The organism is Geomesophilobacter sediminis, assembly GCF_016458275.1.
GTDB lineage: Bacteria > Desulfobacterota > Desulfuromonadia > Geobacterales > Geobacteraceae > Geomesophilobacter > Geomesophilobacter sediminis.
In genome coordinates this window covers 71,486-89,727 of sequence record NZ_JAEMHM010000014.1, presented here as the reverse complement: position 1 = coordinate 89,727, position 18,242 = coordinate 71,486, and the positions used below count along the sequence as shown (strand labels likewise).

Annotated in this window: 19 protein-coding genes; 8 read left to right on the top strand and 11 right to left on the bottom strand. The window is 59.0% G+C overall.

The annotated features are described in order from the left end of the window. Nucleotides 1–234 precede the first annotated feature (234 nt). Entirely contained in the window at nt 235–462 is a 228-nt protein-coding gene (locus JFN93_RS17215) for a hypothetical protein (protein ID WP_199385367.1), read from the bottom strand. A 70-nt stretch (nt 463–532) separates the two neighbouring features. After that, a complete protein-coding gene (locus JFN93_RS17210) occupies nt 533–1,786 on the bottom strand; it encodes a radical SAM protein (protein WP_199385366.1) in 1,254 nt (417 codons plus the stop codon). Between the two features lie 496 nt (nt 1,787–2,282). Between JFN93_RS17210 and JFN93_RS17205 the strand changes: the two genes are divergently transcribed. The 3 genes from JFN93_RS17205 to JFN93_RS17195 all read left to right on the top strand — a co-directional run bounded on the left by JFN93_RS17205 (nt 2,283) and on the right by JFN93_RS17195 (nt 4,974). Further along, on the top strand, nt 2,283–3,314 hold the full coding sequence (locus JFN93_RS17205) for a hypothetical protein (protein WP_199385365.1): 1,032 nt from the start codon (nt 2,283–2,285) through the stop codon (nt 3,312–3,314). A gap of 111 nt (nt 3,315–3,425) precedes the next feature. After that, nucleotides 3,426–3,947: a Spy/CpxP family protein refolding chaperone gene (locus JFN93_RS17200; protein WP_199385364.1), complete on the top strand. Its 522-nt coding sequence runs from the start codon at nt 3,426–3,428 to the stop codon at nt 3,945–3,947. 157 nt (nt 3,948–4,104) lie between these two features. Next, nucleotides 4,105–4,974 carry a glycine zipper family protein gene (locus tag JFN93_RS17195; RefSeq protein WP_199385363.1) on the top strand — a complete coding sequence of 290 codons (870 nt, stop codon included), beginning with the start codon at nt 4,105–4,107 and terminating at the stop codon, nt 4,972–4,974. Nucleotides 4,975–5,243: 269 nt separating this feature from the next. Here JFN93_RS17195 and JFN93_RS17190 read toward each other — a convergent pair whose 3' ends face one another. The 4 genes from JFN93_RS17190 to JFN93_RS17175 are packed head-to-tail and all read right to left on the bottom strand — an operon-like array spanning nt 5,244 to nt 9,334. Continuing rightward, a complete protein-coding gene (locus tag JFN93_RS17190; RefSeq protein WP_199385362.1) occupies nt 5,244–6,383 on the bottom strand; it encodes a diguanylate cyclase in 1,140 nt (379 codons plus the stop codon). A 10-nt stretch (nt 6,384–6,393) separates the two neighbouring features. Beyond that, on the bottom strand, nt 6,394–6,774 hold the full coding sequence (locus tag JFN93_RS17185; protein ID WP_199385361.1) for a DUF1987 domain-containing protein: 381 nt from the start codon (nt 6,772–6,774) through the stop codon (nt 6,394–6,396). A gap of 9 nt (nt 6,775–6,783) precedes the next feature. Next, the gene (locus JFN93_RS17180) at nt 6,784–7,314 is read right to left on the bottom strand and encodes a SiaB family protein kinase (protein ID WP_199385360.1); all 531 of its coding nucleotides are present in this window, start codon (nt 7,312–7,314) and stop codon (nt 6,784–6,786) included. Nucleotides 7,315–7,336: 22 nt separating this feature from the next. After that, nucleotides 7,337–9,334 (bottom strand): SpoIIE family protein phosphatase, encoded by a 1,998-nt coding sequence (locus tag JFN93_RS17175; RefSeq protein WP_199385359.1) that lies wholly within the window; start codon nt 9,332–9,334, stop codon nt 7,337–7,339. A gap of 542 nt (nt 9,335–9,876) precedes the next feature. On the opposite strand from JFN93_RS17175, the gene JFN93_RS17170 reads away from it, so the two are divergent. Next, on the top strand, nt 9,877–10,719 hold the full coding sequence (locus JFN93_RS17170; protein ID WP_199385358.1) for an EF-hand domain-containing protein: 843 nt from the start codon (nt 9,877–9,879) through the stop codon (nt 10,717–10,719). Between the two features lie 311 nt (nt 10,720–11,030). Here JFN93_RS17170 and JFN93_RS17165 read toward each other — a convergent pair whose 3' ends face one another. The 3 genes from JFN93_RS17165 to JFN93_RS17155 all read right to left on the bottom strand — a co-directional run bounded on the left by JFN93_RS17165 (nt 11,031) and on the right by JFN93_RS17155 (nt 12,915). Next, the gene (locus JFN93_RS17165) at nt 11,031–11,441 is read right to left on the bottom strand and encodes a response regulator (protein WP_199385357.1); all 411 of its coding nucleotides are present in this window, start codon (nt 11,439–11,441) and stop codon (nt 11,031–11,033) included. Between the two features lie 361 nt (nt 11,442–11,802). Beyond that, nucleotides 11,803–12,402: a transposase gene (locus tag JFN93_RS17160; protein WP_199385356.1), complete on the bottom strand. Its 600-nt coding sequence runs from the start codon at nt 12,400–12,402 to the stop codon at nt 11,803–11,805. A 66-nt stretch (nt 12,403–12,468) separates the two neighbouring features. Further along, entirely contained in the window at nt 12,469–12,915 is a 447-nt protein-coding gene (locus JFN93_RS17155) for a magnesium chelatase subunit ChlI family protein (RefSeq protein WP_328754243.1), read from the bottom strand. 32 nt (nt 12,916–12,947) lie between these two features. Between JFN93_RS17155 and JFN93_RS17150 the strand changes: the two genes are divergently transcribed. The 3 genes from JFN93_RS17150 to JFN93_RS17140 all read left to right on the top strand — a co-directional run bounded on the left by JFN93_RS17150 (nt 12,948) and on the right by JFN93_RS17140 (nt 16,173). Continuing rightward, nucleotides 12,948–13,490, top strand: a complete 543-nt coding sequence (locus tag JFN93_RS17150) for a helix-turn-helix domain-containing protein (RefSeq protein ID WP_199385354.1) — start codon at nt 12,948–12,950, stop codon at nt 13,488–13,490. A gap of 68 nt (nt 13,491–13,558) precedes the next feature. Further along, nucleotides 13,559–15,793, top strand: coding sequence for an NADP-dependent isocitrate dehydrogenase (locus tag JFN93_RS17145; RefSeq protein WP_199385353.1), 2,235 nt, complete (start codon nt 13,559–13,561; stop codon nt 15,791–15,793). Nucleotides 15,794–15,984: 191 nt separating this feature from the next. Next, nucleotides 15,985–16,173: a hypothetical protein gene (locus JFN93_RS17140; protein ID WP_199385352.1), complete on the top strand. Its 189-nt coding sequence runs from the start codon at nt 15,985–15,987 to the stop codon at nt 16,171–16,173. 167 nt (nt 16,174–16,340) lie between these two features. Here the strand turns inward: JFN93_RS17140 and JFN93_RS17135 are convergent, their stop codons facing one another. Continuing rightward, nucleotides 16,341–16,499, bottom strand: coding sequence for a hypothetical protein (locus tag JFN93_RS17135; RefSeq protein WP_199385351.1), 159 nt, complete (start codon nt 16,497–16,499; stop codon nt 16,341–16,343). A gap of 201 nt (nt 16,500–16,700) precedes the next feature. After that, nucleotides 16,701–17,534 carry an RNA polymerase sigma factor RpoH gene (gene rpoH, locus JFN93_RS17130; protein WP_199385350.1) on the bottom strand — a complete coding sequence of 278 codons (834 nt, stop codon included), beginning with the start codon at nt 17,532–17,534 and terminating at the stop codon, nt 16,701–16,703. A 221-nt stretch (nt 17,535–17,755) separates the two neighbouring features. Here rpoH and JFN93_RS17125 point away from each other — a divergent pair, with 221 nt between their 5' ends. Further along, nucleotides 17,756–18,205 carry an Hsp20/alpha crystallin family protein gene (locus tag JFN93_RS17125; protein ID WP_199385349.1) on the top strand — a complete coding sequence of 150 codons (450 nt, stop codon included), beginning with the start codon at nt 17,756–17,758 and terminating at the stop codon, nt 18,203–18,205. Nucleotides 18,206–18,242: the final 37 nt, after the last annotated feature.

Here is an 18,242-nt window from a genome sequence, read left to right as displayed (position 1 = left end):
TTTGCCGAGGTGGGACACCGGGTGGGAACTCGGGCAAGGATGGTCGATGCTCTGGTTTTCAGAGTGAGAAGCGCCGATCGTATTACATTAACAATATCTTTTCAAGTCTTTTTAATCTTCACCCAGCAACAAGCTCCGGTCGCTTCCCGCGTGGTCAGGGGAGCAACCGGTGCACCTTGCCGGGAACGACCAGGCCGGCGCCGTCTTCCGGCGGCACCCGCCCCACCGGTAGCGTCACGGGACGACGTCGCCGGCATTGAACCCGTTGGAGCAGCTGAAATCCCGCTGGCAGAGGAAGGGGGTGGCGCAGTCATAGCCCTGAAAACAACAGAGTTTGGGGGGAGTACCGGGCTGCGCCGGCCAGTTGCTGGCCAGGGTGGCGCTCACCGACGGGTCGGCGGCGATACGGCGGGCAATCTCCGCCGCCAGTTCACGAAGATCGTACTCACTGTCGTCGAGCATGGCGTCCTCCTTCAGCGTTTCCCGCCGCGGCGACCGACTCCCCGGTACCGCGGGGCAGTTCCCCCATTCATCACGGCCGGGCCTCGGGCCCGGGACCTTCCTTTCTCGGCGGCGGCAGTTCGGTCTGGATCGGCTCTGCCGCCCGTTTGGCCACCGAAAAGGCGTGATCCTGCAGGCTGGGCCGGAACAGGCTCCCGGTCTCCTGGTAGTTGCCGGCCAGGCATCCGCCGACATACTCGGCAGCGATCCCCAGGGACTCGCAGGCGCTCTCCAGCTCGACGCAGCCGACCAACTGGGCCCGGTTGACCAGGTGGGTCAGCCCGTACCGCACGTCGCCCAGCTTGCCGAGCAGGTTCCGGCTGTCCAGCGCGAGCACCTTGGAACAGCTCGATACCTCTCCGGTCACCGAAATCGAGATGCTGTCGCGCCCGGCCTGGCATCCGAAACGCGGCACCGGCCCGTCTCCCTCCTCGAATTCGGCGATCCGCAGCTCCCGCTGCCCCTCGCGGTACCACGCGCCCAGCCGTCGCATCTGCTCGTCGTAGGCCGCGATCTCCGCGCCGTTCCAGGTCACCCCCGAGGCGTGCCCGATCAGGAACTGGTTCACCCCCTCGGCATGCAGTTCCCTGACGTCGTCGAAGAGCTGCGGCGCGTTGGCCGGCATCACCGTCATCTTGACCCCGATCCAGGGCTGCCGGGCCTTGAGGAGCCGCAGCGCGTTCAGCACCCGGAGGTACGTCCCCCCCCCTTTCCCGTCGCGCCGATAACGGTCGTGGCTCGCGGCGGTTCCGTCCAGGCTGAGCAGCACCTGGATGCGGTGCCGCGCCAGGTACTCCACCAGACGCTGGTTGAGCAGTATCCCGTTGGTGGTGATATTGAAACGGACCATCTGCCCCGTTTCGGCGGCCCGTTCCTCGGCGTATTCGGTCGCGGCGATGAGGGTGGGGAGGTTGAGCAGCGGTTCGCCACCGAAGTGGGTGATGTCGAGGCACGGGGCGTTCCCGGAGTAGGCGATCAGGAGGTCGACGGCCCCCAGGGCCACGTCGACCGGCATGTTGCGGGGCCGGCGCATCTGTTTCCCGAAACAATAGGTGCAATCGAGGTTGCAGGCCTCGGTCAGCACCAGTTCCATCTTGGTGATGGGAGGAAACAGGCTGGCGTTGAGTTCCCGCGTCGCGTGGTAGATGAGGGTCCGGGCCTCTCCATCGGTCAGGACGTTTCCGGCCCGGAGGCGGTGCGCCAGGGCGGGCAGGTCCGGAAGGTCCGCCAGCAGGGTCCTGCTGATTTCGTCTGCCAGCCTTTTGGTCTCAGCACTGTCGGCCATGGTTTCCCTCCCTTTCCCAACGATTGGTGGCCGCCTGCTGCGCGGCGTCCGTAACTGACATTTGCTACCGGCATCGAACCGGTGGTCCTGGCAACGTTTTACCGTCAAACGGCGGAACTGCCGAAGCGCTGCTTCCCCGCCCAATCATCGTTCCCGCGATTCCTCTCAAGTACCTTTTCAGCCAGTTCACGTAGCCGCTCCTGAGAGTGCGGCTCCTCTTCCAAGGGATTCTGGGCCGTGGAAAGAGTCCGGCAAAAAGATTAGCAACGTCCAAGAAATATCACCTGTCGCAGCTTTGTCAAAGAACAGGTATCGTCAAAGAGTTCGTGGTGCGGATCTGACTGGACCCAAGGAAGGCTTTGCAGAAAAAATCGGGAAACAACTCCAGTGGCAGGCCGTTTTGCAAGAGTGCGCTATGCTGAAGTACTCACGGAGCCCCAACGGGCCAAAGCCGACTCCGCCCTTGCCCGGGGCCGCAGGCCGGGCACCACACGCCATGACCCTATCCAAGGTAATCAAACGAACCGCGCTGGCCTTTCTGGTCCTGGTGCCGGCGGCGTGCGCCGGCGTCGGCCGCGGCATGGAGGGAAACCTCTACGAGAAGACCGGTATCTTCTCGCTGATCGCGCTGGTCCTTTTCGCCATGGTGATGACCCCTTTTCTGAGCGGGTTGGGAGAAAACCGGGCCTTTGCCCGCTATCGGGAGCGGATCCGGGCCGCGGCGCCGATCCCGATCGCTCCGGAGCTGCTCACCCGGCATCCGGTCTACGTCTGGGACTACCGGAACTCCTTCCACAAGCTGGTCTTCACCGCCGACGGCTCGTATGCCGAATCCTCCATCACCACCACCAACGGCAAGGAGCCGGAGACGGTGCCGGCGGGAAGCTGGGAGCTGACCCCACAGGGAGTGCTCCGCCTCAGGCCGCGGCTCACCGGCAGCGATCGGGACTACGCCCGGATCTCCGCGGAACATCCCCGGCTCCCCGCCCTGATGCGGATCGGTCCGGTATCGGTCGAGGCGTGGTACCTGGGGCCGGACGGGCTGGCCCAGGTGCAGATCTCCTGCTTCGGTTACAGCGGAGCCGTCCCCCCGGTGGAGCGCTTCAGCGCCGAAACGGTCCGGGGACGGAGCGTCTACTGGGTCACCTATCCAAGCCTCGTCCCGATCTCAAGCTACGAGGTAGAGATCGCTCCGGAACTTTCCTTCGGGCTGCTGGTCTTCAACGAAGACGGCACCCTCACCCGGTCCATCGGCAACACCGTCGACGGGAGCCCCGATTACCGTCCATCCTTTTCCGGCACCTGGCGGGTTGCGCCGCAGTACGGCATCCTGCATCTGTGGGTCGGCCACCTCCACACCGAAGTCACGCTGCAGTCCCGAAACGCCGCTTCGGAACAGCTGATGGTCAGCACCCCCGAAGGGAGCGAGCTCTGGTTCCTCGATCCGGAGCGGGGGCGGGAGGAGCTCGCCCGCTACCTCGCCATCGCTACCGAACTGGGTCCGGACAACTCCCGCCGTTTCCTCTAGTCGTCCTCAATGCTTTCTTAATATTCACCCCATTGCTCCACATTGGCTCCTCATTCTCCTCCTATCGTAGGACCATCGATTGATCACCACCCAACCATAAGGAGAATGCCGATGAAAAAGGTTCTCAGATCACTGCTCGTCGTCACCGCCCTCGCCTCCGCCACTGCCGTCACCTCCACCCAGGCCTTCGCCGACACTGCGGCTCCGGCGGCCGCACCCCAGGCCGCGACCGGTTCGGATGCGGACCAGCCGACTCACTTCCGGGGCAAGCACCACCGCGGACACCGGTTCTTTGCCCGGCTCGCCCGCAAGCTCCAGTTGACCGACCAGCAGAAGGCCCAGGCGAAAGAGCTCTTCCGCAGTAACCGTGACCAGGCGAAACCGCTTCTCGCCAGCCTGAGGACGGAGGGACACCAGCTGCGCACCCTGGTCCAGTCCGGGACCGCCGACGAAGCCGCGCTGCGCGCGCAGAGCGCCAAGGTGGCCGCCATCCAGGCGGACCTGGTCGTCCAGCGCGCCCAGGCAGCCAAGCAGTTCCAGGCCCTCTTGACCCCGGACCAGCTGACGAAGCTCAAACAGATCCAGGCCAAACGGGAGCAGAGGTTCCAGGAAAGGGTGAACGGGCTCGACTAGTACCAAGCCCCAGCAAACGCGAAACGCGCCGGAGCTGTCCCGTCCGGCGCGCTTTGCGTTGCGTTGGAAAATGCTGAAAACTGGACCCGGTAAACGTTTTCCCCTCTCCTGCGTTACCTGAACAGATGCACCAGTACGCAGATACGAGGTGACCGAGATGAGAAACGCTCGCATATACATAGCATCAGCACTGCTGCTCGCCACCGGTGGCTGCGCCACGCTCCCCTCGGGCCCCAGCGTCACCGTCTATCCGGCGCGCTGCAAGTCTTTCGAAGCCTTCCGGACCGAGGATGCGACCTGCCGGCAGTGGGCCGAGCGCCAGACGCAGTCGGCCCAGGAGACCCACGATCAGGATGTCGCCAAAGGTGCGGTAACCGGAACGGCGGTCGGAGCCGGAATCGGCGCGGTACTCGGCTCCGCCGCGCACAATCCCGGGGCGGGAGCGGTCATCGGCGCAGGGTACGGCCTTCTGGTCGGCTCGCTGGCCGGAGCCAACGCGGGGGCCTCCGATGCGCGGGTGGCTCAGCGTCGCTATGACAACGCCTACGTACAATGCATGTATTCCTACGGAAACCAGATCCCCGGGTACCGGCGGGTGGCCCGGGCCGAACCGGCGGCCGCCCCGCCGCCTCCGCCGCCGGCCGTGGCGCCACCGCCTGCCGAAGCCGACGATTATGCCGCAACGCCCGAGCCGTACTTCGAGGAGGCACCGCGCTTCATCTACTCTCCCGAAATGAACATCTACGTCGCGGTGGGAGTCCCCTATGACCTGGTCTATACCGGGAGCGAATACTATTACTTCTACGGCGGCCGCTGGTACCGCGGCCCGTACTACAACGGACCGTGGGCCTACGTGCCGAGACGGAGCTATCCGGGGGTCTTCGTTTCCTACCGGGTAGGCGAGATCCGGCGCTACCGCGAGGCCGAGTTCAGGCGCTACGAGCGGGACCGGGAACACTACCGCGGCCGGCTCTACCGCCCGCAATACCGGGTCAGCCACCGGCACAACCGGGAAGAGCACCGCTGAGAGAGCCCCCACAAGGGATTGGGGACCTCAAGCTCACCCAGCCCCTTCTGTTTTCATATAGAGATGCAAAAAGAAAAGCGGCCTGACTTTCCTGGAAGTCAGAAGCCGCTTTTCTTTTTGGAATGGGCATTCGTGCCGCGGGAAATGAGCCGATCACGACGAGAACGGAACAATCGGCGCGAGCCCTGTGGGAGCGCCATTCCTGGCGCGATCGAGACTTACTCGCGCCAGGAATGGCGCTCCCACAGTTAAAAGCATCGGCACCGACCCTACCCCGCCGCGGCGTGCCGGTTGCGGCCGGCGCGCTTTGCCTCGTACAGGGCGCGATCCACCGCCGAGATCAACCCGTCGACGGTCATCCCGGCGGTGAAGACGCCGTAACCGATACTCATGGTCACCATCAGCGGCTCATCCTCCCACAGCGTCCGGGTACCGCGCACCTTCTTGATCAGCTTTTCCGCCACCCGTTTTGCCTCGGGCAGCCCGGTCTGCGGGAGGATGAGCAGGAACTCCTCCCCGCCCCACCGGCCGCAGATGTCCTCGCCGCGCAGATTGCCCCTGAGCGTGTCGGCAATGCCGCGGATGACGCGGTCCCCCGCCTGGTGGCCGTAGGTGTCGTTGACCTTCTTGAAATGGTCGATATCGGCGAGCATCACGGTAAAGGACTGCCCCCGCCGCTCCGAGCGCGATTTTTCCGACTCCAGGCGCGAGACGAGTTCCCAGCGGTTGGCCAGCCCGGTCAACAGATCGATGCGGGCAATGAGCTCCAGGCGGGATTTCAGCTCCATCAACTGGGACTGGTAGCTGTCGCTGATGCTGACCGTCTTGCTGAAACGGCGCAGCATCTTGCCGTACCGCTCCACGAAGTTCTCCACCTCCGGGGCCATCGGGTTTCCTTCGAAGGCCCGCTGGCGGACCAAGGCACGCATCTCCTTCAGGGCCTCGTCCTCGACCGGCTCCCGCGGCCCCTCAGCGCGCTTTTCCCGTTCCTGGGCCAGAAAATTCCCGGTGCGGTCGTTCACCCCCATGTTCCGGTAGGCGTCCTTGACACAGTCCGGGCAGATGCCGTGGCTGAACATGATGTCGACGTGACTGCTGAAGAAGGTCTCCAGCCGGTGCCAGTAGTCGTCATCGGAGCGGACCTTCTTGCAATACATGCAGATCGGCAGCGCCACGTCCTTGAGCTGGCGGTACTTCCGGGTCGCCTCCTCCAGTTTGCGGGCCATCTCCTGGTGCTGGGTTTCGAAGGCGTCACTGATGGTGAGGGTCTTGTTGAACCGGCGCAGGAGTTTCCGGTAGTTCTCCGCCAGCGCCGCGTATTCGCCGGCCAGGTCGACCGCCGCCGGCTCCTTCAGGACCTTGGCCGCCCGCTTCAACGCGACATCTTCGGTCATGGCTTTTTTGGGCACGGTGCCTACCTCACTCGTTGAGCGCAACGACGGCGAACGGGAAGGTGACCTCTTCCTTGAACTCCTCCGCCAAATCAAGCGAACGGGGATTCTCCCGGTCGTACTGCCAGGTGACCGTGACCGCGGTCCCTTTCTTGTGAGCCTCCTCGAGCAAATCGAGAAGATCCAGCATGCACTTGGTGCTGCTGCTGTTCAGGTAACTGACGTTGACGTCGAGATGGAACTCCGCCAGGGCGGTTAGGACCTCTTTCACCCAGCGTAGCATCGGTGCGTAGAAGTCGAAGGAGTTTTCCGGGTAGGACTCCCCCGCTATGCAAAGGCAGGAGCGCGCGGCATCGAACCTGATTTCAGGGGTAGAGACGGTCTGGGTGATATCTTGAAAAGGAAGCATCAGCTCCTCCTAAATCTGTACGGTAAGGGTGAAAAAGGAGTACCGGTCGTCAACGTCGCGGAAGCTGTAGGCCAGTCCCTGCGTGGCCCGTTTCGCCATCTCCATCAGGCCGATTCCCGCGCCGACGCTTCCTTCCGGGAGCTCCCGGCGCAGCTGCTGCCGGATCTCCTTTTTCAGCTCTTCGGGGCTTAAGGCATTGATGCGGTCGATCCTCCCCTTCAAGGGCTCGCGGTCCTCCTTGAGGATCACGTTCCCCGAGCTGATCGCGTAGGAATCGCCGCGCTTGGCGATCACGATGGTGGCGGAACCGGCATCGGCCACCGGCACTCCGCGCAAGGCAAGATAGTTGCGGGCGTTTTGGGTCATCTCGATGTAGGCGGAAAAAACATCCTGCACCGCCATCCGCGAAATATTCTCCCCTGCCAAGTGGTTCCTGATGGCGGTGCCGATCTCTTCGATGATGCTGTGCGAGAACGGGCCGTTGAAGCACATGAGGATCCCTTCTTGGGAAAACTGCTCTCTCAGCCGGAAAAGGTCCATATTCGCTCCTGTGTTTGCTCTGCTATCGGCCCGGGTCCGGCTGGTACCGGAATCCGAGCGTGGTGATGTCGTCGCGCTGGGCGTACATGCCGCGGAATTCGTTAAGGGTCTGCTCCAGTTGGGCCACCTGGGCCTCCAGGGGGAGATGGGCGTTGGCCGCGAGCACCGACTGCAGCCGCTGCGTCCCGAAACCGAAACCCTTGGCTCCCCCCGGTTCGTCCAAAAGCCCGTCGGTGGTGAGATAACAGCAGTCGCCGGGAGCAAGGAGCATCCGATGGTTGGTGTACCGGTAATCCAGCCGGGATCCCTTGTAGCCGACCCGCTGCCGGTCGCCGCGGATCTGGCGCACGGTCCCGCCGGAAACGAGGTGAAGGGGGAGTCCCGCCGCGGCGTAGACCAGCTCTCCGGTCTGGCGACGCACCAGGCAAATGCCGATGTCGAGTCCGGCGTCGACCTCCCTCATCTCCAGACTCCCGCGCACCCCCCGGTTCAACTCGCCGAGAATGGCGGCGGGGTCGTCGCAGCAGACCGCGTCGACGACGTGGGAGAGGACCGCGTTGACCGTCATGGTGATGAAGGCGCCGGGGACTCCGTGGCCGGTGCAGTCGATCACCGCCAGCAGATAGTGCTCCGGGTACTCCCGCAAGAAGTAGAAGTCCCCACCCACCAGGTCCAGGGGACGGTACAGGACGAAGTGTTCCCCCAGGGTGCGCTGGAGGGCCTCCCGCGACGGGAGAATGCCGCTTTGGATGATGCAGGCGTAGCGGATGCTTTCCAAAAGGCGCTGCTGCGAACTCTCCAACATCCGATAGGCCGCGGAAAGCTCGTCGGTGCGGGCTTTGACCTTGGCTTCCAGGTTGTTGGTATGGTCCAGGATGGTGGAACTCATCGTGTTGAAGGAGCGGGTCAGCTCCCCGAGCTCGTCGCGCCCCGGAACCGGCAGCGCCAGGTCGTAACGCCCGGCGGCGATCTCACCGGAAGCGCTGGAGAGGCGGCTCAACGGCGCCAGCACCATCCGGTTCATCAACAAGACGATGGTGACGATCACGAACAGCAGGGAAAGCGTCATGATCGCGATGATCGGGAAGAAGGCCTTCATGCTGATGACGCTGGAGACATCGACCAGGACCACGTTGAACCAGCCGATCCCCTGCAGATAGGACACCGCCAGCAGGTACTTCTTGCCGTGGACCACGGCCGGAAAGGCCCGGACCTCATCCTTTCCGGCCACCAGGGATTGGATCGCATCTTTGAGCTCGGCACGGTGGGCGGGGCGGTCGAGCAGCCGGTAGATGGTGAGCTTTTGGGCGGGATCGCGGACGTTCGCGTTGTGCTCGACGATGCTCCGGTCCCGGTGCGCCTCGATCACCCCGTTGCGGTCGATGAGGATGGTGGAGAGGCCTTTTTCGGACGAGTAGACGGTTTCCTTGAGGAAGTCGCTGACGTTGATGCCGCCGCCGCAGATCCCGGTCTTGTTCCCCCGGTCGTCCCGCATGACGGCGTTGAACCAGACTTTGGCTTCCTTGAGGGTCGCATTGTAGTCGAGGTTCAGCGCGCAGCCGTCGATGGTGCGCAGACCGTCGAAGAACCAGCGGTCGTGGCCCTGGGCGGGATCCAGCTGCACCATCTCGACGCGGCCGTTGCCGTCGTGCTCGTTGTAGAGGTAATAGTGACCGGTCTTTTTGAGGGCGACAAAGAAGCTCTTGTCATGAAAGAAGCGGCGGTAGCTTTCCAGCTCCGTGAGCGCCTCCCGGCGCAGGGACGGGGACTCCTCATGGGCGGCCCACTGCTTCACCGAGACGTCGTCGGCCATCTTCTGCGCCAGCGCGACTTCCCGGTTGATCAGGGAGATGATCTTGTTCTTTTCGAGGAGGGCCTGCTTGGTCCCGAACCGGAGCGCCATTTCGGCGATGATCCGGCTGATGCTGGTGTCGAAGGCAAAGAGCGTCGCCAATCCGATGACGGCGCTGATGACCAGGATCACCAGGATGAATTTCGACCTCAGGCTGTAGAGCTGCACCTGCTATCCTAAGAAAGGCCCGAAAAAGGGGCGTCATGACATGGAATCAGAGCGATTGCGGCATCAGTTCAGGTTGGCGCGGGAAGGAAGGAGAGGGGGGCAAATCGCCTGTCCGCGCAGCATACCCCCTCAGTGCGGTCGCGGTCAAGGCTTTTAAGACCATTCAGGTCCCTTTGTATCTTTGCCGCCCCCGCCAGCCAGGGGCGGGGCGGCTTGGCAACGGAGATTGCGGGCGGTATTGGTAAAAAAGAAGCGGCGGGCTTCCAAAGATGGGACCCCGGCGCTTCTTTTATATCGGCACCCTCATTCCCGTTTAAGGAAGATTGATTGCCTGCTGGACCGATGTCACCGCCTCCGGCGGATCGCGCCAGGAAGGGCGCTCGCACCGCAATGGGCCGTACGGCCCGAGCCAGCTCTTACATTTCGCGACAAATCTTTACACGCACTGAACACAATCCCCATAAATCTTTGCAGGTTATCCGCGATACGTCTGAAGTGAGTGCTTGTATCAGACAGGCCAAAACAAACAGAGGAGGATTACCATGGTAGGTTCAGTAGGCAGTTCGGGGGGATTCGATCTCACCAAGATGATGCAGATGCAGAAGAAGATGTTCGCGGCGATGGACAGTGACGGCGACGGTACGGTGTCCAAGGGCGAGATGACTTCGTTCATCCAGAACCTCGAGAGCGGCGACTCTCAGAGCAGCAGTTCCAGCAGTACCAGCAGCAGTACCGACGTCAGCAGCCTGGTCGACAGCATCTTCAACAACGCCGACTCCGACGGCAACGGTCTGTTATCGCTTCAGGAATCCGAAGCCAACCTGGCGAAGGTCGCCCAGCAGATGCAGAGCCAGAGCTCGACGGGCGGCGCGCAGGGCCCGGACGGGGGCAAGAGGAGCCAGATGAAGGAAAACTTCGACGCAATCGGCAGCGCACTCGATTCCGGGAACCTGGACGATGCCCAGGCAGCCTTCCAAAAGCTGCAGGAAAATGCCCCGTCCAACGGCAACCAGCCCCAGGAGATCACCGACCTCAGCAACGCGCTTAGCTCCGGCGACCTCGACGCCGCCAAGGAAGCCTATTCCCAGATCAAAGAGAAGATGGCCCAGGGCCCGCACGGGGCACCGCCGGACGGCGGCAGCGGCCAGACCCAATCCACCAGCAAAGAGAACGAACTGTTCAAGTCCCTGATCAGCATGATGAGCAGCGACCAGTCGTCGGATTCCTCATCCTCATCCAGTGATTCCAGCAGTTCGACGAGCAGCACTTCGGCATCGGGCCTGAAGGACCTCCTTGCCTCCGCGGTGCAAAACTACATGCAGTGGAGCAACGCCTACGCCCAGAGCAGCAACAGCACCCTGCTGTCGTCGTCGCTGTACGGCTAACAGCCGGAGCAAACAGGAACGGATGCCGCTTCCACCGAGCCTTTTCGGTGCCGGAGCATGGGGCTGGTCCTCGAAGAGGAAGCCTGGGAATACCGACCGACCGACGTATTCCCGCAGCGTGACGTGAAACGGCAGACGTAGAAAAGGGACTGGCTCCCTCGGGTGCCAGTCCCTTTTTCTTTCCACCTCGCTTCCCCGACGATCGCGGCCGGCTGCCGCTGGAGCAAGAGTACCCTTTTGGAGTAACCGGCTGGTGCTGGGCGGCGTTGATTGCGAGGGCGATACTCACGCAGGAAAGAATGCCCACCAGCTCAGGTAAGATGTTTTCGCGCTATCGCTTTTATCTCCTCGCTGTCGAAGGGCTTGCAGACATAGTCGTCAGCACCACACAGTTCCAGGGACAGTTCGATCTCTTCCCGCCGATTCGCGGCGGACACCATGATGATGGCGACAGGCTTGGTGATGTTCACCCGGTGTTCGTGCTCCCGGATACAGCGAACCGCCTGATTGCCGGTGAGCATCCCGGACATGTTCACATCCATGCAGATCATGTCATAGGGCCATCCCTCCGTTATCGCAGCGGCATGGCGGGAAACGGCCTCTTCCCCCGTCGCGGCGAAGTCAACCGCCCCGAAACCGGCCATGAGATGGGCGATCATAAGCCGGTCCATCTGCTGATCGTCGACCACCAGAATCCGCTTCCTTTTTTGTTCCTGCTCCATATCTCAACCTCCAAACTGGCTGCTGAACATCATATCGGCAAGAAAGCCGGAAAGTTTAAGGGAAACAGGCATCTGCGCAGCCAGCCCCCTCAGCCGGTCTTTCTGTCGACCTCTTTAGGGGGACAGGCACCATTTAATGTGAGGCACCTTTTTCCATGGAGAGGGACTGGCACCTGCGGAGCCAGTCCCTTTTGCGGCAGATCCCTCCCTATGTCTTTCGTTTCTTTAGGGGGACATTCTTTAGGTTTCTTTAGGGGGACAGGCACCTTTTAATGTGAAGATTTCGGCCACGCTTTCCGGGCCGAGGGGCTGGCACGTGCGAAGTCAGTCCCGTTTGCAGCAGTTCGTTAGGTTCTGCTTCTCACTCTTCAGCCTCCGGCTGGCCAGAAAGTTCCCATCCACGCCCCGGGTTCTTCCTCACCTTCGCCAGCTCGTTTGCGGTCAGCGGCGTGTCGACAAAGGTGGTCCAATCTCCCACAAAACTCACCGGTAGTGGCTCGATGAGAAGTTCTCTTTGCAGGCCGCGGCGGCCCCGATGGGACGACCAGACCCAGTTCTCCGCGCTTTCCACCAAGCCGGCTCGTACCGGATTTCCTTCTATATATCGCGTGACGGTCAGAAAGTGCTCCTCCCCATTTACCGGCAAGCTCTTGAACCTACCCTGCCAGAGGTGACCGGTACTCAGGTAATGGCGTTGATAACGCCTGACGTGGGTTGTCATGAACCACTGCATCCCTTTACTCAGTTCTTCCCCGACAATTGCCTTCACAAGCAGATGAAAATGGTTTGGCATGAGACAGTATGCATATAGGTCCATCCGATATCGTTGCTTCATCTCCCCAAGCAATGTCAGAAACGCGAGGTAGTCCCCATCTTTTTGAAAAACTCGTTGTCGGTCGTTACCTCGATTGAAGATATGGTAGATGCTGTCGGCTTCGATCTTCCTGTGTACGCGAGGCACGTCTCACCTCCACCAGGAGAGTGACTGGCACCTGCGGAGCCAGTCACTTTTGCGGCAGATCCTTCCCTATGTCTTTCTGTCGAGGCTTCGGTACTGGATCGCTTCGGAGATGTGGTTCTCCTTGATGCCATCGGAACCGTCGAGATCGGCAACGGTCCGGGCCACCTTCAATATCCTGGTATAGCTTCTTGCGGAGAGGCCCAACCGGTCAGTCACCAGTTCCAGCATCCGGGCCCCGGCGGGGTCCGGTTCGCAGTATTGCCGGATCATCCGCGCGGTCATCTGTGCGTTGCAGCGCACCTTGGTTCCGGCGAAACGGGCCTTTTGCACCTCGCGGGATGCCGCAACGCGCGCGGCAATCACGGCCGAGCATTCCCCGTCGGCATGATCGGTAAGGTCGCGGTACTTCACCGCGGGGACCTCGATGTGGATGTCGATCCGGTCCAGCAGCGGTCCGGAAATCCGGGAGCGGTAGCGCTGGATCATAAGCGGCGTGCACGAACAGAGGTGCACGGGATCTCCCAAGTACCCGCAAGGACAGGGCTGTGTGCACCTTTTCCTACTTTTCGCTCTCCCGCCGCCATACCTTTTTAATTGTCATCCCCTTGCAAAAACAACCACTTATCGGGTATCCCGAACATCCCCTCACCACCGGCGAGCACATCCGCAAAAAACGGATGGATCTAGGTCTGCTGCAGCGGGAGGTCGCCGACATCATCGGCGTCACCGAGTCCTCCATCTGGAACTGGGAGCACGGTGTCGAACCGGAACTGCAATATAACCCAAAAATCATTAATTTTCTAGGATATGTTCCGTTCGATTGCCCCGATGACACTATCGGCCGGCTTGCATGGTTCAAGCGAGTACATGGAATGAGTCTTGAGCGACTAGGGGAAGCGATGGGTCGTGATCCGGAACAGCTCTCCGATTGGTTGAGCGGACGGCACAAGCCGTTCAGGAAGAGCCTGGAGAAAATTGAGCGGTTTCTTGGGGCATCTATGAGAAATTGTGACGACTGCACAAGATTAATAAACGCTTATGGCTATGGCGCAGTACAAGAGAGCGATCTCCCTTTCCTTGAAAATTGACCAAGACGTTATTAAATTTATAATTCAAGAATATCGTCAGTTTAATCAGTGCTTAAGAAGGGGGTAACATGACGACACACAAGATTATCTGGACGGAAATTGATGAAGCACCCGCATTGGCAACGTACTCCTTGCTGCCTATCGTTCAGGCGTTTACCAAGGGAACCGGCATTGAGATTGAAACCCGGAATATCTCACTTGCGGGCAGGATTATCGCCAATTTCCCCGAGAACCTGACGGAAGCACAAAGGATTCCCGATTATCTGGCCCAGTTGGGTGAGCTTACCCAGAGCCCGGAAGCAAATATCATCAAACTCCCCAATATCAGTGCTTCTGTCCCTCAGCTGAAAGAGGCTATAAAGGAGCTCCAGAGCCAGGGGTACAATGTCCCTGATTATCCTGAGGCCCCCAAGACCGACGCCGAGAAGGAGACCAAAGAGAGGTATGCCAAGGTGCTCGGCAGTGCCGTCAACCCTGTGCTGCGCGAGGGCAACTCCGACCGTCGAGCTCCTCTGTCGGTAAAGAATTTTTCCAAGAAGAATCCGCACAAACTCGCCCCCTGGAGTCCGGATTCCAGAGCACATGTCGCCCATATGGGCGAAGGCGACTTTTATGGCAACGAAAAGTCCATAACTGCAGCGGACACATTCGAGTTTAGGATCGAGCTGGTTAACAAGGACGGCAAGACAACTGTCCTGAAAGACGAGTTGAAGGCGGAGAAGGGTGACATACTTGACGGCACCTTCATGAGCAAAAAAGCGCTTCGCCAGTTCTTTGCTGAACAGATCGAGGATGCCAAAAGACAGGATCTGCTCCTCTCCCTCCACCTCAAGGCCACCATGATGAAGGTCTCTGACCCGATCATGTTCGGTAATGCCGTATCCATCTTTTACAAAGACGTGTTTGAGAAGCACTCAGCAACCTTCAAGGAGCTTGGCGTTAATCCCAACATGGGGCTCGGCGACCTCTACAAGAAGATCCAGAGCCTACCGGAAACAAAACGTCTCGAAATCGAAACCGACATCAGGTCTGAGTACACCAAGCGTCCGAGGTTGGCAATGGTTGATTCCGACAAAGGTATCACCAATCTGCATGTACCCAGCGACGTCATCGTTGACGCCTCCATGCCGGTAGTTGTTCGTGACGGCGGCAAGATGTGGGGGCCGGACGGCCAGCTCCATGATACCAAGGCAATGATTCCGGACCGCTGCTACGCCACGATTTATAAGGAGATCATCGAGGACTGCAAGAAATATGGCGCCTTCGATCCAGCCACCATGGGCTCAGTCCCCAACGTTGGACTCATGGCTCAGAAGGCCGAAGAGTACGGTTCTCATCCGACCACGTTTGAGATCCCTTACGATGGAACCGTCCGCGTGGTGGACGCCAACGGCAAGGTTCTGATGGAGCACCAGGTGGAGGAAGGCGATATCTGGCGGATGTCCCGGGTGAAGGACATCCCGATCCAGGACTGGGTCAAGTTGGCCGTCAAGCGTGCGAGGGCCACCGGTGCCCATGCGGTTTTCTGGTTGGACAAGAACCGCGCTCATGATGCTCAGGTCATTACCAAGGTAGAGAAATACCTGATGGATCATGACACCACCGGCCTCGAAATCAAGATCTTGCCGCCGGTTGAGGCAATGCGCTACTCCCTGGAGCGGATCCGTAAGGGGCTGGATACCATCTCAGTCACCGGCAACGTTCTCCGGGACTACCTGACAGACCTCTTTCCCATCCTCGAGCTGGGGACCAGCGCCAAGATGCTTTCCATCGTGCCGCTGCTGGCTGGTGGCGGTCTGTTTGAGACCGGCGCGGGAGGTTCAGCCCCCAAGCATGTTCAGCAGTTTGTCAAGGAAGGGTATCTGCGTTGGGATTCCCTCGGAGAGTTCTCGGCCCTTGTCGCTTCCCTCGAGCATCTCGGCACCACCTTCAAGAACGACAAGGCCCTGGTCCTCGCCGAGACCCTCGACCGGGCCATCGCCAGGTTCCTTGACGCCAACAAGTCACCTGCCCGCAAGGTCGGACAGATCGACAACCGCGGCAGCCATTTCTACCTCGCCATGTACTGGGCTCAGGCGCTGTCAGAACAGAACAAGGACATGGAGCTTCAGGTCCGCTTTGTCAACGTGGCACGGCAATTTGAAAATTACGAATCCTTGATCAATGAGGAACTGCTCGGTGCCCAGGGAAAACCCGTTGACATGGGAGGGTACTATCACCCCGACAAGGTAAAAACAGCCAAAGCCATGCGACCAAGTGGTACCTTGAATGCTATTATCGGCAACATGATGATATTCAGCTAGAGTCTTACGAGTGGGACAGCGCATGGTGCACCGTCCCAGGACTATTGTTTTGTCTGAGCGAAAAGCTCTCGAACGGGAGTAGACATCCGGATGCCGGATCGAGGGCAGGATGCGAATCCTGCCGGAAGAGGTAGAATAACCCGGAAAAGAATTGGTTGTCGTGTACGAGGAATTCTAAGGGAGGTGGCTCTATGGTCAAGTTCTACGATCCGAAGGACGCGGCCGACCTGGCCAGGATTGAGGCGATGCTGCAAAGGGCTGGGATCGAGTATTCACTGGCTCGTGAACCGGAAAATGGAATCAGCCCGCTACAAGTGCAATTGGCTGAGGAGGATCTCCCCTCCGCGGAGCAACTCCTTCTGGAGAGCGAGAAAGCCTGATCTTCCTGGGGGCTGCTCCCATGGCTTGCGCTGATGAGAAAATGCCGAATATCCGGGTTTGGATATTTTATACTTAATAATAGTGGAAGTGATCAGCCTCATCATAAGCAAAAAAGGTGAGCTTGAAAGACCAAGCCCACCTTCTCAGGTCCAGAAACATCAAGTTCCTACTTTCTGGTCTGGATATCCACCGGTTCACAGACGCTCGACGGATCATGCGCCTCGGCGCCGCACTGCGCACAGAAAACCGTCGGTTCGGTCGACAGAGCGCTTGCTCTTCCACTGTCATCGATGGCGCAGAGTTTGTCGTAAATTCTCCCTTTCATGACGGATATCTCCTTCTTGCCAGCGCTTCTGCTTTTGCATCTGTTAAAATAAATTTTCGTCATGCGTTCGGTATCATTGATCGCGCATGGATGATCATGATTTCTTCTCCTCATGACGTAATCCCCTACTAATATTATAAACAAACCTCACCAAATAACTCAAGTTGAAGATTGATCTCCTGACCGATGTGCAAGTAGCAATTAAGTCTTCAAAATATTTTTTAGTTTTGTCAATGCACGCTCTTCTATCTGGCGTACTCGCTCACGAGAGATAGAAAAGTGGTCCGCAATATCTTGAAGTGTTGCGGGATCATCACTGGTGATCCTGTGTTCAACAATGTAGCGCTCCTTCTCGTTCAATCCCTGCATTGCATGAGCAACCGCTATTTTCAGTGCATGCTCTTCTTGATACTCGCCAAGCATTTCTTCCTGATTCATCCGATCATCGGCAATGGTTTCGAGAATGGTCAAGCCGTCGCTGTCATATATCTCTCTATCGAGAGAAACTTCCCCTTTAAGCCGTTGCTCCATCTCAACGACTTCATGGCCTGGAACATGGAGCACGCTTGACACTTCCAGGGCGTCGCTGTCATTGCCAGTTAGTTTGAGCAGTGCTTCCTTTGTCTTGCGTAACCCGTAAAACAATTTTCTTTGGGCTTGCGTCGTGCCGACTTTGACGAGGCTCCAGGTAGAGACGATAAAATTCTGAATGTAGGCCCGTATCCACCATACGGCATAGGAAATCAATCGAACCCCTTTATAGGGATTGAATTTGCGAACCGCCATCATGAGGCCAATATTGCCCTCCTGGATCAGATCGAGCATTTTCAGACCGTAATGACGGTATTCGGAGGCAACTTTAACCACATAGCGCAGATTTGAGGTTACGAGGGCATGGGCTGCCTCCAGGTCCTTTTCCTCAAAGAACTTGACGGCGTAATTTCTTTCCTCGTCTTCAGTGAGTAATTTGAATTTGCGGATTTCGGAAAGATAGAGGGTAAGACTGTCGGTAACGATTGGCAGATTGGTAACCACGATGCACCTCCTGAAAGACTGTATCATGATTAGCACTCTATGGCGCTGAGTGCTAAAATAATAGCAAAGCATCATATCGATTTCAAGAAGAAATAGAGAAATATGCTCCATGATATCAGCATGTTGAGGTAGCTCGAAAAATTAGCCCCCCCTCTTGACACGCAGGAAGTGCGTACTTATTTTTTGACCAGAAAATCACATATCGAAAGGAGGTAATCCACATGGCAAGCTGGGATGTATTCAAGGAACTGGACAACCTGAGAAGGGAAATCGATGAAGCGTTCCGTGGCGCAGGTTTTGGTCGGCCGTTTGGACCGACATTCCTTTCGCCGGTAACAACTCGTCGTTTTCCGCTGGTCAATTTCAGCGAAGACGAGGGGCATGTCTACATCGAGGCACTGGTTCCCGGCGTCGATCCGAAGGATGTCGATCTGACCGTACTGCGGAACACAGTCACCATCAGCGGGGAACGCAAACCGTTCGTCGAGAAGGAAGGGCAGATTGTGCACCGCTCCGAACTCGGCTCCGGCAAATTCTCCCGTACCCTGGAACTGCCGGTCGACATCGATTCCAACAAGATCACGGCCAGTTGCAGGGATGGCATCATGCAGGTCACCCTGGCCAAGGCCGAACATGCCAAACCGAAAAAAATCGACATTAAACTGTCGTGATAACGAACGACATGATACGGAAAGGAGGTAATCAATC

Bases quoted from the DNA above. Each gene is read 5' to 3' on its own strand.
- JFN93_RS17215 (WP_199385367.1), bottom strand. From the start codon at position 462: ATGCTCGACGACAGTGAGTACGATCTTCGTGAACTGGCGGCGGAGATT.
- JFN93_RS17210 (WP_199385366.1), bottom strand. From the start codon at position 1,786: ATGGCCGACAGTGCTGAGACCAAAAGGCTGGCAGACGAAATCAGCAGG.
- JFN93_RS17205 (WP_199385365.1), top strand. From the start codon at position 2,283: ATGACCCTATCCAAGGTAATCAAACGAACCGCGCTGGCCTTTCTGGTC.
- JFN93_RS17200 (WP_199385364.1), top strand. From the start codon at position 3,426: ATGAAAAAGGTTCTCAGATCACTGCTCGTCGTCACCGCCCTCGCCTCC.
- JFN93_RS17195 (WP_199385363.1), top strand. From the start codon at position 4,105: ATGAGAAACGCTCGCATATACATAGCATCAGCACTGCTGCTCGCCACC.
- JFN93_RS17185 (WP_199385361.1), bottom strand. From the start codon at position 6,774: ATGCTTCCTTTTCAAGATATCACCCAGACCGTCTCTACCCCTGAAATC.
- JFN93_RS17180 (WP_199385360.1), bottom strand. From the start codon at position 7,314: ATGGACCTTTTCCGGCTGAGAGAGCAGTTTTCCCAAGAAGGGATCCTC.
- JFN93_RS17170 (WP_199385358.1), top strand. From the start codon at position 9,877: ATGGTAGGTTCAGTAGGCAGTTCGGGGGGATTCGATCTCACCAAGATG.
- JFN93_RS17165 (WP_199385357.1), bottom strand. From the start codon at position 11,441: ATGGAGCAGGAACAAAAAAGGAAGCGGATTCTGGTGGTCGACGATCAG.
- JFN93_RS17145 (WP_199385353.1), top strand. From the start codon at position 13,559: ATGACGACACACAAGATTATCTGGACGGAAATTGATGAAGCACCCGCA.
- JFN93_RS17140 (WP_199385352.1), top strand. From the start codon at position 15,985: ATGGTCAAGTTCTACGATCCGAAGGACGCGGCCGACCTGGCCAGGATT.
- JFN93_RS17135 (WP_199385351.1), bottom strand. From the start codon at position 16,499: ATGAAAGGGAGAATTTACGACAAACTCTGCGCCATCGATGACAGTGGA.
- JFN93_RS17125 (WP_199385349.1), top strand. From the start codon at position 17,756: ATGGCAAGCTGGGATGTATTCAAGGAACTGGACAACCTGAGAAGGGAA.